The 15,427-nt window shown below is 65.5% G+C and carries 12 protein-coding genes and 1 riboswitch; of the genes, 7 read left to right on the top strand and 5 right to left on the bottom strand.

What is annotated here, in order from left to right:
• The first annotated feature begins 253 nt into the window (after window positions 1-253).
• The 5 genes from B8115_RS18730 (at window position 254) to thiO (ending at window position 5,971) form a co-directional block, all read left to right on the top strand.
• Window positions 254-1,390, top strand: a complete 1,137-nt coding sequence (locus B8115_RS18730; protein ID WP_010629379.1) for an ABC transporter ATP-binding protein — start codon at window positions 254-256, stop codon at window positions 1,388-1,390.
• Window positions 1,391-1,426: 36 nt separating this feature from the next.
• On the top strand, window positions 1,427-2,488 hold the full coding sequence (locus B8115_RS18725) for an ABC transporter substrate-binding protein (RefSeq protein WP_010629378.1): 1,062 nt from the start codon (window positions 1,427-1,429) through the stop codon (window positions 2,486-2,488).
• Window positions 2,489-2,586: 98 nt separating this feature from the next.
• Complete coding sequence (locus B8115_RS18720; protein WP_010629377.1) at window positions 2,587-3,852, top strand: ABC transporter permease; 1,266 nt, start codon at window positions 2,587-2,589, stop codon at window positions 3,850-3,852.
• A gap of 3 nt (window positions 3,853-3,855) precedes the next feature.
• Window positions 3,856-4,680: an ABC transporter permease gene (locus B8115_RS18715; RefSeq protein WP_010629376.1), complete on the top strand. Its 825-nt coding sequence runs from the start codon at window positions 3,856-3,858 to the stop codon at window positions 4,678-4,680.
• A 100-nt stretch (window positions 4,681-4,780) separates the two neighbouring features.
• Window positions 4,781-5,971, top strand: a complete 1,191-nt coding sequence (gene thiO / locus B8115_RS18710; protein WP_010629375.1) for a glycine oxidase ThiO — start codon at window positions 4,781-4,783, stop codon at window positions 5,969-5,971.
• Here thiO and pta read toward each other — a convergent pair.
• Both pta and B8115_RS18700 read right to left on the bottom strand, forming a co-directional pair.
• Window positions 5,897-8,071, bottom strand: a complete 2,175-nt coding sequence (gene pta / locus B8115_RS18705) for a phosphate acetyltransferase (protein ID WP_010629374.1) — start codon at window positions 8,069-8,071, stop codon at window positions 5,897-5,899. The two genes, thiO and pta, sit on opposite strands and share 75 nt — an antisense overlap.
• Entirely contained in the window at window positions 8,068-9,246 is a 1,179-nt protein-coding gene (locus B8115_RS18700) for an acetate/propionate family kinase (protein WP_010629373.1), read from the bottom strand. The genes pta and B8115_RS18700 overlap by 4 nt, the downstream gene beginning before the upstream one ends.
• Window positions 9,247-9,406: 160 nt before the next feature.
• Between B8115_RS18700 and B8115_RS18695 the strand changes: the two genes are divergently transcribed.
• Together B8115_RS18695 and B8115_RS18690 are read left to right on the top strand one after the other, a co-directional pair.
• Entirely contained in the window at window positions 9,407-10,342 is a 936-nt protein-coding gene (locus B8115_RS18695) for a DMT family transporter (RefSeq protein WP_026038233.1), read from the top strand.
• A gap of 120 nt (window positions 10,343-10,462) precedes the next feature.
• Window positions 10,463-11,086 carry a porin family protein gene (locus B8115_RS18690; RefSeq protein ID WP_010629371.1) on the top strand — a complete coding sequence of 208 codons (624 nt, stop codon included), beginning with the start codon at window positions 10,463-10,465 and terminating at the stop codon, window positions 11,084-11,086.
• 88 nt (window positions 11,087-11,174) lie between these two features.
• On the opposite strand, the gene B8115_RS18685 is transcribed toward B8115_RS18690, so the two are convergent.
• The 3 genes from B8115_RS18685 to tenA all read right to left on the bottom strand — a co-directional run bounded on the left by B8115_RS18685 (window position 11,175) and on the right by tenA (window position 15,154).
• A complete protein-coding gene (locus tag B8115_RS18685; RefSeq protein ID WP_010629370.1) occupies window positions 11,175-12,425 on the bottom strand; it encodes a Card1-like endonuclease domain-containing protein in 1,251 nt (416 codons plus the stop codon).
• A 129-nt stretch (window positions 12,426-12,554) separates the two neighbouring features.
• Complete coding sequence (gene thiC / locus B8115_RS18680) at window positions 12,555-14,444, bottom strand: phosphomethylpyrimidine synthase ThiC (protein WP_010629369.1); 1,890 nt, start codon at window positions 14,442-14,444, stop codon at window positions 12,555-12,557.
• Window positions 14,445-14,485: 41 nt separating this feature from the next.
• A complete protein-coding gene (gene tenA / locus B8115_RS18675) occupies window positions 14,486-15,154 on the bottom strand; it encodes a thiaminase II (protein WP_010629368.1) in 669 nt (222 codons plus the stop codon).
• Window positions 15,155-15,233: 79 nt separating this feature from the next.
• Window positions 15,234-15,367: riboswitch (TPP riboswitch) on the bottom strand.
• Window positions 15,368-15,427: the final 60 nt, after the last annotated feature.

Here is a 15,427-nt window from a genome sequence, read left to right as displayed (position 1 = left end):
AGTTGTAGCTGAACATGCCTCCACTCTAGGCCAGCCTAGGTCTGCATGAAAGGGTGGGCTTGCCTGGTGGGTTCAACCGAGTACCTGAATGGGAGGGGCATTTGCCTGTTGCGTTGAATTACGGCTAAAGAAGGATGTGGAATATACTTGACGATGTTCTTGGCGATGTTTAGCTTGAATGTTGAAACTTTCAGTGAACGTCTTGCATTATTCTTGACGTCTGCACCCCTCTGAAATCGCCATGGGTGAAACGATGCCTCACGACAAGACCAACGAATCGCACCCTCATCCGCCGCCCTTGATTACGTTTACAGGCGTTCAGAAGACTTACGACGGCGAGCATCTGGTGGTCAAGGATCTCAACCTGACGATTCGCCAAGGGGAGTTCGTCACGCTGCTGGGGCCCTCCGGCTCTGGCAAGACCACCTGCCTGATGATGCTGGCCGGTTTCGAAGTGCCGACCAGTGGCGACATCTTCCTGCGCGAGCAGCGGCTCAACAGCGTGCCGCCCCACAAGCGCAACTTCGGCATGGTGTTTCAGAACTATGCCCTGTTTCCCCACATGACGGTAGAGGAGAACATCCGCTACCCGCTCAAGACGCGTCGCATGCCGGCCGCCGAGGCCGACCGCAAGGTGGCTCACATTCTCGACATGATCCAGCTGCGCGACTTTGCCAAGCGCCGACCCACCCAGCTCTCCGGCGGCCAGCAGCAGCGCGTGGCGCTGGCCCGCTCGCTGGTCTTCGAGCCGCAGTTGGTGTTGATGGACGAGCCGCTGGGCGCGCTGGACAAGCAGCTACGCGAGCAGATGCAACTGGAGATCAAGCATCTCCATGAGCGGCTCGGGCTCACCGTGGTCTTCGTCACCCACGACCAGAGCGAAGCGCTGACCATGTCGGACCGGGTGGCGGTGTTCAACGATGGCGTGATTCAGCAGATCGACACCCCGACCAACCTCTATGAGCATCCCGCCAATGCCTTCGTCGCCCAGTTCATCGGCGAGAACAACACCCTGGCAGGGCGCATTCAGTCGGTGGAGGGGCGTCATTGCCGGGTCAGTTTCGGCGACGGTTTCAGCACGGGTGCGCTGATCGGCAGCGGACTCGCGGTGGGGGATGCCACGCGGCTGTCGATTCGCCCCGAGCGGGTCAAGCTCAACGGCTCCGCCCAGGGCCTGCCCAATCGGCTCCAGGCGCGCATCCGCGAGTTCATCTACCTGGGCGACCACTTGAGAGTCCGCTGCGAACTGGCCGACAACGACGAGTTCATGGCGCGGGTGCCGGTGGACGATTTCGAAAGCAGTATGCAGCCGGGAGATGTGATCGAACTCGGCTGGCGAGACGAGGACGTGCGCGCACTCGACGCCTCCTGCTCCGCAACAACGCAGTAAATTCAATAACAAAGGCCTTTGGCCGGGAGAAAGACAATGACTCAGCAGCGCTTCCCACTATCCCGCATCAGCCGTGGCATCGCCCTCGGCGGCCTGGTCAGCCTCGGTCTGGCGGTTTCCGCCAGCGCTCAGGCACTGACCGTGATCTCCTTCGGTGGCGCCTCCGGCGATGCCATGCAGAACGCCTACTACGGCCCCTTTACCGAGGAGACGGGCATCCGACTCACACCGGGTGACTACAACGGCGAGCTGTCGCGGATCCGCGCCATGGTGGAAACCGGCAACGTCAGCTGGGATCTGGTGGAAATGGAATCTCCCGAGCTGGTACGCGGCTGCTTCGAGGGTCTGTTCGAACCCATCGACTGGCAGCGCCTGGGGCTGGGCAGCGTGCTGATCGACGCAGCCTTCGACGAGTGTGGCGTGGGCACCTTCGTCTGGTCGACGGTGCTGGCCTACAACGCCGATGCGCTGGACAGTGCACCGACCTCCTGGGCCGATTTCTGGGACGTCGAGCAGTTCCCCGGCACACGCGGGCTGCGCCGTGGCGCCAAGTACACCCTGGAGTTCGCGCTCATGGCAGATGGCGTGGCCGCCGATGAGGTCTATGAGGTGCTGCGCACCGACGAGGGGGTCGATCGCGCCTTTACCAAGCTCGACGAGATCAAGAGCCACATTCAGTGGTGGGAGGCCGGTGCCCAGCCGCCCCAGTGGCTGGTATCCGGCGACGTGGCGATGACCTCTGCATACAACGGTCGCATTGCCGCTGCCCAGGAAGAGGGCAGCAACCTCGAGATCGTCTGGAACGAGAGCATCTACGACCTCGACTACTGGGCCATCGTCGCCGGCAGTGAACACGTCGACGAGGCCTATGCCTTCATCGAGTTCGCCAGCCAGCCCGAGAACCAGGCAGCTTACTCCAGCGAGATTCCCTACGGCCCGGTGCACCCGGAAGCCATCGCCCAACTGGATGAGACCCAGGCGCGACGCATGCCCACCTACGAGGAGAACATGATAGGGGCGTTGGCCATCGATACCGGCTTCTGGGTCGATCATGGTGAAGAGCTGGAGCAACGCTTCAGCGCCTGGGCGGCCCGCTGAGCGACGCCGAGCGGCGGCCTTGGGCCGCCGCCAGCCCTGCTTTCACTTCGGGCCCGCCCTAGGGCTGGGCCCGGCACGCTTGAACCATGGGGTAGGCGATGTCTGCGAACCTGTCGGCAACCATGTCGCCAGCCAAGCCTGGCGGTAATCTCAAGGCGCAGTTACGCCGTGCCGAACGGCTGCGCAAGCTCAAGGCCATTGGTCTGGTGGCGCCGCTGGCGCTGTTTCTGATCGTCGTCTTCGTGGTACCCATTGGCAACATGCTGTGGCGCAGCGTCGACAACACCGAACTCGATTCGGTGATGCCGCTCACGGCAGAGGGGCTGCGCCACTGGGACGGCAGCGGGCTGCCGGACGAGGCCACTCTGGTCGCCTTTGCCGCCGAGCTGCGTGATTCACGTCAGGGCGGTGGGCTGGGGCGCATCAGCCGGCGCCTCAACTACGAGGATTCCCGTTATCGCAGCCTGTTGATGAATACCCTGCGTGGCCTGCCGACGGTGGATGCGGTCGGCCCCGATACCGATTGGGTCGCGACCCTGACCGAGATCGATCCCGCCTGGGGCGAGACCGAGACCTGGCTCGGCATTCAGCGTACCGCGCCCACCACCACCGACCGCTACCTGCTGGCCTCGCTCGATCTGCAGCGTGGCACCGACGGTGAGATAGCGCGCGTCGCCGAGCGCGACCGCCTCTACCTGAGCGTGTTCCAGCGCACGCTGGTGATCGCCGGTGGCGTCACCCTGATCTGTCTGGCACTGGGCTTCCCGCTGGCCTATCTGCTGGCCACGTTGCCGGCCAAGACCAGCAACATGCTGATGATTCTGGTACTGCTGCCGTTCTGGACCTCGCTGCTGGTGCGTACCGCGGCGTGGATCATCCTGTTGCAGTCCAACGGCCTGGTGAACCAGAGCCTTATCTTCAGCGGGCTGATCGACTCGCCGCTGCAGCTGGTGTTCAACCGCATCGGGGTGTTCTTCGCCATGGTGCACATTCTGCTGCCGTTCATGGTGCTGCCGCTGTACAGCGTGATGAAGGGCATCTCACCGAGCTATCAGCGCGCCGCGGTGTCGCTGGGGGCACACCCCTTCGCCGCCTTCTGGCAGGTCTACGTGCCGCAGACCATCTCCGGCGTGGCAGCCGGCACCATCCTGGTCTTCATCATGGCGCTGGGTTACTACATCACCCCGGCGCTGGTGGGCGGGCCGGCCGATCAGATGGTGAGCTACTACGTGGCCTACTACACCAACACCACCAACAACTGGGGCATGGCGGCGGCGCTGGGCAGCCTGCTGCTGGTGGTCACTCTACTGCTCTACCTGGTTTACCACCGCCTGGTGAACCGCAAGCAGCTGATCAGGAGCTGAGCCATGTCGCTACCTCCCTACGCCTCGCCGGTAGAGAAAGTGTGGTTCTGGGTCTTTCGCATCTTCTGCGGCCTGATACTGCTGTTCCTGATCGCGCCGGTACTGGTGATCGTGCCGCTGTCGTTCAGCAGCGGCTCATTCCTGACCTACCCGCTGCCGGGCTTCTCGCTGCGCTGGTACGAGGCGATCTTCACCTCCTCGGCGTGGATGGGGGCGCTCAAGAACAGCCTGATCGTGGCGCCGCTGGCCACGCTGCTGGCGATGATCTTCGGTACCCTGGCGGCGGTGGGCCTCAATCGCGCCGAGTTTCCCGGCAAGGGGCTGATCGTGGCGCTGCTGATCTCGCCCATGGTGGTGCCGCTGGTGATCGTCGCGGTGGGCATGTACTTCTTCTTCGCCCAGGTCGGCCTGCTCAACTCCTACACGGGGCTGGTGCTGGCCCATACGGTGCTCGGCGTGCCCTTCGTGGTGATCACCGTCAACGCCACTCTTCAGGGCTTCGACTTCAATCAGGTGCGCGCCGGGGCGAGCTTGGGTGCCAACCCCATGCGGGTGTTCTTCACCATCGTGCTGCCGCAGATCGTGCCCGGCGTGGTGTCGGGCGGCCTGTTCGCCTTTGCCACCTCGTTCGATGAAGTGGTGGTGGCGCTGTTCATCGCCAGCCCCACCGAGCGCACCCTGCCGATCCAGATGTTCTCCGGCATTCGCGAGAACATCAGCCCGGCCATTGCCGCGATGGCCACCATTCTGATCCTGATCTCGACGCTGCTATTGGTTACCATGGAACTGTTACGACGGCGCAGCGAGAGGCTGAAGGGCAACCCCTGACCCACCACCCGCTGCAACCTTGCGCCCCGTCTCGACGGGGCGCAGTCGTGTCCTGAGTCCTCGGCACCCGCTGTGGCGGGACCCTGTATCGGAGCATTGCGTGAACGACTTCCTGATCGTTGGCGGTGGCGTCATCGGCATGCTGACCGCCTGCCAGCTGGCCGAGGCCGGCCATGGCGTTACCCTGCTGGAGCGAGGCCGCTGCGGCCAGGAGGCCTCCTGGGCCGGTGGCGGCATCGTCTCGCCGCTCTATCCCTGGCGCTACAGCGAGCCGGTTTCGCAGCTCGCCCGGGGCGCGGGGGAGCGCTATGCCGAGATGGCAGCGCTGCTGCGCGACGCCACCGGTATCGACATCGAGTACCGCCAGAAGGGGCTGCTCTACCTGAGCGTGGACGACGCCGAGCGTGCCTGCGACTGGGCGCAGAATCAGGGCTGGCCGCTGGAGCGGGTCGACGCGGACTTCATCTACCGCCAGGAACCCTGGCTGGTCGAGGGGCTGGGCGAAGGACTGTGGATGCCTAGCCTGGGCAGCGTGCGCAACCCGCGGCTGTGCCGGGCGCTGCGTGCACGCCTGGAGATGTTGCCCAACGTCCGGGTGGTGGAAGGGGCGGCCGTCGAGCGGCTGATCGTCGAGCGGGGGCATGTGCGGGGTGTCGTCGCCGGGCAGCAGCGTTTCGCTGCCGAGCGGGTGATCCTGTGCGGCGGCGCCTGGAGCGGCGTGCTGCTGGCCGACCATGACGTGGCGCTGCCGGTACGCCCGGTGAAAGGCCAGATGATGCTGTTCGCCACCCCACCCATGGCGGGCGGGCGACAGCTGCTGGAACGGGTGGTGCTCGCCGATGGCCGCTACCTGATTCCGCGCGGCGATGGTCGGGTGCTGGTCGGTTCGACCCTGGAGCAGACCGACTTCGACAAGAGCACCACCGAAGAGGCGCGCGAGTCGCTGTGGCAAAGCGCCGTGGCGATGCTGCCGGCGCTGGCTGAGTGCCGGGTCGAGCATCACTGGGCCGGACTGCGACCGGCGGCCCCGGACGGCATCCCCTTCATCGGCTCTGTGCCCGGCATCGACGGGCTATTCGTCAATGCCGGACATTTCCGCAACGGTTTGGTACTTGCGTCGGCGGCGACCGGGCTGCTGGTCGACCTGCTGCTCGAGCGGGAACCTGCCATCGACCCCACGCCCTATCGCCCGGCACGGCGTCTCGGGCGTGCAGGCTCAACCGCGCTGGGCGGCCTGGATCGCCGTCAGCGCGATGGTGTAGACGATGTCGTCGACCAGGGCACCGCGTGAGAGGTCGTTGACCGGTTTGTTGAGCCCCTGCAGCATCGGCCCCACGCTGACTACCCGCGCACTGCGCTGCACCGCCTTGTAGGTGGTGTTGCCGGTATTGAGGTCGGGGAACACGAACACCGTGGCGCGTCCCGCCACCGGCGAGTCGGGCGCCTTCTGGCGGCCCACGCTCTCGATGGCGGCGGCGTCGTACTGCAGCGGCCCGTCGATCAACAGGTCCGGCGCCTGTTCCCGAGCCAGCCGCGTGGCCTGACGCACCTTGTCGACGTCGGCGCCGCTGCCGGACTCCCCGGTCGAATAGCTGATCATGGCCACCCGCGGCTCGATGCCGAAGGCCTGGGCGGAGCGCGCGCTCTGAATGGCGATCTCGGCCAGCGCCTCGGCGTCGGGGTCCGGGTTCACCGCGCAGTCGCCGTAGACCACCACCTGCTCCGGCAGCAGCATGAAGAAGATCGACGACACCTGGCGATAGTCGGGCGCGGTCTTGATCAGCTGGAAGGCGGGGCGCACGGTGTTGGCGGTGGTATGAACGGCGCCGGAGACCAGGCCGTCCACTTCATCGAGCTGCAGCATCATGGTACCCAGCACCACATTGTCCTGCAGCTGATCCTCTGCGGTCAGCTCGTTCACCTTGCCGCGCCGGCGTTCCACCATGGGCGCCACGTAGCGGCTGCGAATGTGCTCGGGGTCGAGGATCTCGAGCCCTTCCGGCAGCTCGATGCCGCGGTTGCGAGCGACCTCCTCGACCTCCTCGCGGCGGGCTAGCAGAATGCAGTTGGCGATACCGCGGCGCTGGCAGATGGCGGCGGCCTCCACGGTGCGCGGCTCGCTGCCCTCAGGCAGGATGATGCGCCGGTTGGCGCGCTGAGCCAACTTGACCAACTGATGACGGAACGCCGAGGGCGACAGCCGACGGGTGAAGCCCCGGCTCAGGTGTTCCCTGAGCCATTGCAGATCCAGATGCCCGGCCACGAAGCGGGTCACCTGCTCGGCGCGCTCCAGATCGTCCATGGGAATGTCGTTGCCCATCCGGCCCAGGTTTTTGGCGGTGGTGAAGCTGTCGGTATCCACCGCCAGCACTGGCATGCCGGTCTTCAGCGCCGGGCGGCACATCTCGATCATGTTGTCGTTGGGCATGAAGCCGTTGGTCAGTAGCACGCCGGCCATGGGCACGCCGTTCATGGTGGCCAGCGCCGAGGCCAGCACGATGTCGTCGCGGTCGCCGGAGGTCACGATCAGGCTGCCGGGGCGGAATACGTGCAGGGCATTGGCGGCGCTGCGGGCGCACAGGCTGGTGGAGAGCACGCGGCGGTTGGCGGCGTCGCCCTCGTGCAGGAACCTGGCGTCGAGCGCCCGTGCCACATCGATCACCCGCGGTGCGATCAGTGCCGGGTTGTAGGGCACCACGCCGATCAGGTGGAAACGGTCGGTGGCCAGCGCCGGTGAGTGGCGGCGCAGTTCGTCCAGGAAGGTATCGTCGAGCATGACGCTGCTGGTACCGGGCGCCAGCGTGGGCTCCTCGCCGCCGGGCAGGTTCTGCATGCGCATCAGGATGCAGCCCAGGGTACGCGCCGAGCCCACCCCACCGAAGGCACTGGCATGCATGTCGAGCTGTTCGGCCAACGCTTCGGGGGCTGCGGCGTCGCCACTGCCGACCAGAATGACTCGTGCGTTGAGCGCATGGGCCAACTGGGCGTTGAGCTGGGTGGCGTAGGTGCCATGGGCGGTGGGGACTACACCCTCCACCACGATCAGATCGGGTGTGGTGCCGTCTTGGCCGTCCATGGCCTGATCGAAGAGTTCGATGACCTGCTCCATCAGCACGTCGAGACGGTCCTGTCGCAGCAGGCGCTCCATGTCAGCCTGGGCGATGGGGGCCGGCGGGCGCAGATCGAGGGTGCTGCTCACCAGCGCGGTGGAGCGGTCGGGGCCGGGTCCGTTCAGCTCGTCCTGGCGGAACGGCTTGAGAAAGCCCGTTTTCAGGCCGATGGTATCCAGCGCCTGCATCAGGCCCAGGCTGGCGGAGGTCAGCCCGACTCCCACCGCGGTAGGCACCATCAGCAGCACCTTGGTATGTGAACGTGCGTCGTGCGGCGTCATGCAGCGGTCTCTTCCAGTCGCTGGCGGGTTTCGGTGGCGATCTGCCCCTCTTCGTCGGTGGGAATGACCCACAGCTGGCGGCCACCGGCGTCGATGCGGCCCTCCTGGCCGCGGATCGTCTCGCTGTTGACGGTGCGGTTGAGCTGCAGCCCGAAGTGGGGCAGCAGGGCGACGACCCGTTCGCGTACCAGCGACGAGTTCTCGCCTATCCCGCCGGTGAAGACGAGACCGTCGAGACGGGGCAGGGCACAGGAGAGCCCGGCCAGCGACTTGGCGATGCGATAGCAGAACACCTCGATGGCAAGCGTCGCCCCAGCATGTCCTTCCGCCTCGGCGGCCTCCAGCTCGCGCATGTCGTTGGTCAGGCCCGAGAGCCCCAGCAGGCCGCTCTCGCGGTTGAGCACCTCGTCGATGCGCTCCAGCGACCAGCCCAGTTGGCGTGCCAGGTGGGCATGCAGGCCCGGGTCGACGTCGCCGCTGCGCGAGCCCATCACCAGCCCTTCCAGGGGCGTCAGTCCCATGCTGGTGTCCAGGCTCTGGCCCTTCCATACGGCACAGGTGGAGCAGCCGTTGCCCAGATGGGCGGTAAGCCAACCGCCACCCTCGAGGCCGCTCAAGGCATCGGCGCGCCGACTGACATAGGCATGGCTGGTGCCGTGGAAGCCATAACGCCGTATGCCATGCTCGCGGTAGAGCACCTCAGGCAAGGCGTAGCGGTAGGCCCGCGGCGGCAGGCTCTGGTGAAAGGCGGTATCGAACACCGCTACCTGGGGCAGGTCGGGAAACAGGCGGCGAGTCGCGGCAAGCCCCGTCAAATTGGCGGGGTTGTGCAGCGGAGCCAGGGCCGCGGTCTGCTCGATGGCGGAGACCACTTCGTCATCGATCAACGCGGCGCGGGTAAAACGCTCGCCGCCGTGCACGATGCGATGGCCGACTGCCACCGGCAGGCGCCCCTCAAGCCGCTCGAGAATGGCTTCCAGGGCGCGGGCGTGGTCGGCGCCTTCAAGGGCCTGCTCGAACGATTCGCCGTTGCTGTCGGTTCCCTTCAGGCGGGCGTCGCCGCTGCCCAGACGTTCGGCCAGCCCCGACAGGCGCGGGCGGGCAGGATCCTTGGGCACGAGGGCGTACTTGATCGAAGAGGAACCGCAGTTGATGACCAGAACCGAAGTCTCCATCCGTTCTCCCGTTGGCAGGCTGTAGGGGCAGCATAGACGTAAGACTTTAGTCTAGCATGTCCTGCTTCGCAGGCTTATTGTTAAGTCATCTTGCGGCAGCCTGTTGGGGCTGGGCAAGAACGCTGGCATGCTGAGCGCTTCGTCCCGACCGGAATCCGTCATGAGCACTGCGCTATCCGACCATTCGGCCTCCCACCCAGGCCTGTTGCCCCGCCATCTCGCCATTGCCATTCTGGTCGCTGTCGCGACGCTGTTTGCCAGCAATCACGTCGCGGCGCGCCTGGCTTTCGACGAGGGCACCGGCTTGCTACTGGCCGTGCTGGTGCGCTCGGCGACGGCGCTTGCCGTGCTGGTCGTGCTGTTTCTCTGGCAGCGCAAGCGCCTCTCCTTTCCGGCCGGTGCCGGGCGCTGGCAGCTGCTGGCCGGTCTGATGGTGGCCATCCAGAGCCTGTGCCTCTATGCGGCGGTGGCGCGCGTTCCCGTGGTCGTGGCGCTGCTGCTGATGAACACCTTTCCCATTCAGTTGGCGCTGCTGACCTGGGCGCTGGGTGGGCCGCGGCCAACGCTGCGCGCGGCGCTGATCATGGTGGCGATTCTGGTCGGTCTGGTGGTAGTGCTCGATATTCCCGCCTGGCTGGCTGCGCCCGAAGCGCTTGGTCCGGAGTGGCTGACGGGCATCGGCTTCGGCCTGGGGGCTGCGGCCGCCTTTTCCGTGGCGCTGTGGACCACCGAGCACCATCTTGGAGAGGTGGGCAGCACCCTGCGCAGCCTGCTGACCATGCTCACGGTGTTGGTACTAATGGTCGTGGCCGGTGGACTGCAACTGGTGCCGGGCGGCATGGCTCTGCCGGCGAGTCCTGTGGGTTGGGGCGCGCTCGCTGCACTGGCTCTGCTCTACAGCGTGGCTTTCTCGGTGCTGTTCATCAGCGTGCCGCGGCTGGAGATGGCGCGCAATGCGCCGGTGATGAACGTGGAGCCGGTCGCCTCGCTGCTGCTCGGCTATCTGGTGTTGGGGCAGATGCTGTCTGGTACTCAACTGGCCGGTGGGGCGATCGTGCTGGGCGGCATCGTGGCGCTGAGTCTTTCTCCACGCTGAAGGTCGGCTCTTCGTTACGAATCGAAACTATCTTCTGTGTATTCGGCTTGCATGGTCGAAAAGCCTGTACCACACTGGAGGCGGTGTAAGGAAACACCGTTTCTTAATGGAGGTGCAGACATGAAACTGCTAGCCGTTCCCGCTGCAGCACTGATGGCAGGTACATTCATTTCCTCGGCCCAGGCTCAGCAGACTCAGCCTCAGCCTCAGGCCCAACCTCAAACTCAAGCTCAAACCCAGACCCAAGCCCAGACCCAGCAGCGTACTCAGGCTCAAGGGCAGGGGCAGGCTCAGCCGCGCACCCAGCAGCAGGCTCATATGCCGATGTACCCGCAAGGCTATATCGGCGCAGATGCCATGTTCTGGGATCTCAGCAACGATGTCGGGCCTTCGGGCGATTCCGCCGGCCTGCGCCTGCGCGGTGGTGCTCAGTTCAACGAATTCTTCGGTGTCGAAGCGCATCTGGGCACGGGTGGCTCGGATGGCCCGGTCGAGCTGGATCATCTCATTGGGGCCTACGGTAAGGGTATTTTGCCGCTCTCCGATGAATTCCGCCTCTATGGCCTGGCCGGTATCACCGAGGTCGACTTCGATGTGGGGCGTGAAGACGGCCTCTCCTACGGTGCGGGTGCCGAATTCGATATCGCGCCCAACTTCTCCGTCGGCGCCGACTACATGCGCTACCTGGATCGCTCCGATCATACCTTCGATGCGGCAAGCGTCGGTTTGCGTTTCCGTTTTTAAGCCGGCCTCTTAGATGTATCGCGATAGTGACGCGCCCCGGCCCATGGCCGGGGCGCGTCCCGTCGTTCGTCCTGCCTGGCCGTAAGGCTCAGCCGCCGGGCCACCTGCCATGTTCCTTCCATTTGGCCAGCAGTGCGGGCAGGTGCCTCAGCTCTGCGCTTTCCACCACCTCGACCCGTAAGCCCTGTCGGCGCTGCAGTTCGGTAAGTCGCTGCTTGGCCTTGTCGAACTCGCCGCAGGCGAGCAGGACGCGGGTAGCCGAGAGCCCGGCGGAGTGATCGAGGATTTCATGCAGCCGCTTCAGGCCCTGCTCGAGGCAAGCTTCTGCCCCAGGGCGGGCGATCAGCCATTCGACGAACAGGAGCTGGTTGCGCTCGACCGCGAGGCAGTCCGACACCACGGGCTCGTGGTTGTGTTGAACGCTCAGGTCGAGTATGTGGGCCTCGCAGCAGGCGTGGGCCAAGCCGGCCTCCTGCGTGCTGAGCCAGGTGTATTCGGTGAGCCAGCCGCCGCCGAGGTAGAGGGCACCTTCCAGCGTATCGATGACGACACTGTGCGGATCGTCACTCGTCCACTCCAGCAGCCGGGCCTCGTTGAGGACCTTCAACGCGTCGGTGGCGGGAAAGTGTGGGGTTGCCCGCAGTCGCTGACGTTCGCCGCCGGAGCGTAGTTGCGGCCCGGAACGAGGGTCGGGTTCTGTCAGCACGCCATCGGGGCCATGCACCATGTCGTACAGCTCACCGAGCAGGGCGGCCAGCCGGTCGGCATGATGAGCAAGGTAATACGTGAGGGACTTGCGGAGCTGGCAGGCGTCGCGCCAGGCGGCACCGTCGGAGAGGGCACGAACGCGCTTGCGCCCGTTGGCCTGCAGGTAACGGTCGACATCCAGCACCGGCTCGATGGCGATGGTGTCAGGCTGCCTGTCGGTGCTGTCGCAGTCCATGCGATAAAGCACTCCGGCCTGAGTGTCCACGTACAGCCAGTCGGCCGAGCATTGCTGCATGGCCTGCTGAAACAGCAGCGCGGTCAGGGTGCCGCACTCGCCCAGGTCCAGCGTCACCGAGAGGTTCGTGGCGTCGAACTGCTCACGATAGAGGCTCTCGGCCAACTCGTTGGCATAGATGGCGCAGCGCATCGGGTCCAGAGTGGCGAGCGTTGGACACACCTCGACCTCTATTTCACCGCTCATTTCGTGACGTAGCAGGATGGCCAGGCGTTCGGCGGCCTGGGGCGATGCCTGGCACGGCACCAGCACGACCCGCTGTGGGCGCAGCTGCAGTATCGGGATCAGGCTCACTTCGGGGCGCTCGGTCACCAGCGCGACGTGCAGGTGTGACATGGGCTCGCTCCCTCCGCACTTCTCCTTGCAGATTCCTACAGGCTACATCCGAGCGTTCCCCGATGTCGCCTATGGCGGCAAAAAAACACGCCGGCCACTTGGGCCGGCGTGGGCGGAATCAACGGGGGCCTACACCTCCTTGTAGAGCTTCGCGCCTTGCTTGCGGAACTTCTCGGCCTGCTCCTCCATGCCTTTCATCACCACATCGGCATCGCCGGTGAGGCCGTGCTCGGCGGCATAGTCGCGCACCTCCTGGGTGATCTTCATGGAGCAGAACTTGGGTCCGCACATGGAGCAGAAGTGGGCCACCTTGGCGGAGTCCTTGGGCAGCGTCTCGTCGTGGTACTCGCGGGCGGTGTCCGGGTCCAGGCCGAGATTGAACTGGTCCTCCCAGCGGAACTCGAAGCGCGCCTTGGACAGGGCGTTGTCACGCCTTTGCGCTGCAGGATGCCCCTTGGCCAGATCCGCCGCATGGGCAGCGATCTTGTAGGTGATGATGCCGGTCTTGACGTCGTCCTTGTTGGGCAGGCCGAGGTGCTCCTTGGGCGTGACGTAGCACAGCATGGCGCAGCCGAACCAGCCGATCATCGCCGCGCCGATGCCGGAGGTGATGTGGTCGTAGCCGGGAGCGATGTCGGTGACCAGCGGGCCGAGGGTATAGAAGGGCGCCTCGTCGCAGTACTCCAGCTGCTTGTCCATGTTCTCCTTGACCAGGTGCATGGGCACGTGGCCGGGGCCTTCGATCATCACCTGCACGTCGTGCTTCCAGGCGATCTTGGTCAGCTCGCCCAGGGTCTTGAGCTCGGCCATCTGTGCTTCGTCGTTGGCGTCGGCGATGGAGCCGGGGCGCAGACCGTCACCCAGCGAGAAGGCGACATCGTACTGCTTGCAGATCTCGCAGATCTCCTCGAAGTGGGTGTAGAGGAAGCTCTCCTGGTGGTGGTAGAGGCACCACTTGGCCATGATCGAGCCGCCGCGGGAGACGATGCCGGTGACGCGCTTGGCGGTGAGCGGCACGTAGCGCAGCAGCACACCGGCGTGGATGGTGAAGTAGTCCACGCCCTGCTCGGCCTGCTCGATCAGGGTGTCGCGGAACACTTCCCAGGTGAGGTTCTCGGCTACGCCGTTGACCTTCTCCAGGGCCTGGTAGATCGGCACCGTACCGATCGGCACCGGCGAGTTGCGAATGATCCACTCGCGGGTCTCGTGGATGTTCTGGCCGGTGGAGAGGTCCATGATGGTGTCCGCACCCCAGCGGATGCCCCAGGTCATCTTGTCGACCTCCTCCTCGATGGAGGAGGTGACCGCCGAGTTGCCCAGGTTGCCGTTGATCTTCACCAGGAAGTTGCGGCCGATGATCATCGGCTCCGACTCCGGGTGATTGATGTTGCAGGGGATGATGGCGCGGCCGGCGGCCACCTCGGCGCGCACGAACTCAGGAGTGATCTCCTCGGGCAGGCGGGCACCGAAGCCCTGGCCGGCATGCTGATGGCCGAGGATGCGCTCCACCTCGGCGGTACCCAGGGCCTGGCGGCGCTGGTTCTCGCGAATGGCGATGAACTCCATCTCCGGCGTGACGATGCCCTGGCGGGCGTAGTGCAGCTGAGTGACGTTCTTTCCGGATTTGGCGCGGCGCGGCGTGCGGGAGAGGTCGAAGCGCAGCTGGGCCAGCGTCGGGTCGTTGGCGCGGCGCTTGCCGTACTCGCTGGTGGGGCCGTCGAGGAACTCGGTGTCACCGCGCTCTTCGATCCAGGCGCGGCGCAGCTCGGGCAGACCGCGGCGCAGGTCGATCTCGGCCTGCGGATCGGTGTAGGGGCCGGAGGTATCGTAGACCAGCAGCGGCGGGTTCTCTTCATCGACACCGGAGGTCTTGGTCGGCGACAGCGAGATCTCGCGGAAGGGTACGCGAATGTCGGGGCGCGAGCCTTCGACGTAGAGCTTGCGCGAGCCGGGCAGCGGCTGGATGGCGGCCTCGTCGACCTTGGCGGTCTCGGCGAGGAAGTGGGCGGTCTTGCTCATAAACTGGAATCCTTGATGCGTTGTTGTCGGTCAGGGGAGCGTCAGAGGCTGCGGTCGAGCCCCATCTGCCAGAAATCGATCTCGAGCCGGGTGGCATCGCGGAACACCTCGACGAGCTCGTCGAAACGTGCCGGGGTGACGTCGGCCAGGCGGTCGTCGAGCCATGCCAGTTCCGCCTGCATGGCGGCCTGGAACTCTTCGCCTTCGTACATGGCGATCCAGGCCTCAAAGGGGTTGGCGCTGCCGCGCACGGTAGCGTCCCGGGCATTGAGCCAGTTGGCGATCTCGCCGTAGCCCACCAGGCAGGGAGCCAGGGCCACGTGAAGGTCGAGCAGGTCGCCGCGGTTGCCGGTATCGAGCACGTAGCGGGTGTAAGCCATGGTGGCGCGGGCCTCGGGCAGCGCGGCCAGCTCCGCCTCGGAGATGCCCCATTCGCGGCAGTAGCCCACGTGCAGGCCGAGCTCCACATCGACGATGGCCTTGAGCCCTTCATGAGCCTGGCGCAGATCGGCCAGGGTGCGGCTCTTGTAGGCGGCCAGCGCATAGGCGCGGGCGAAGTGGATCAGGAACAGGTAGTCCTGCTGCAGATAGTGGCGAAAGGCGCCTTCATCCAGGGTGCCGGTGCCCAAGCCACGGACGAAGTCGTGCTCGATGTAGGCGCGCCAGTCGTCGTGGCAGGCGCGGGTCAGGTCGGTGAAGCGATAGCCCATCTTGCCTCCGGGTGTGAAGGGATCCGGAGCGCGGGCGAAGGGGGAAGAGTGGGTCAGGGCTGAAGCAGGAGGAACTGGTGCCTGGCCACCGCTTGATTCCTACGCCGGTACGAGCCGGATCAGGTTCAACGGGCCCCGCCGTGACGACGCGTCTGCAGCAGACATGTCGTATGGCGATCTCAGCCGGTTCCACCGGCACCCCGTCAAGCGTTGTGGCCAGTCTAGCAGGTCGGCGGCCGCTTTCCAGCCATCCGGGCCATTTGCTTCATTCCA

The sequence above is a fragment of the Halomonas sp. KM-1 genome (assembly GCF_000246875.1).
Taxonomy (GTDB): Bacteria; Pseudomonadota; Gammaproteobacteria; order Pseudomonadales; family Halomonadaceae; genus Halomonas; species Halomonas aerodenitrificans.
Note: the sequence above shows the minus strand (reverse complement) of the source record. Positions and strands in the feature narration are given on the sequence as shown.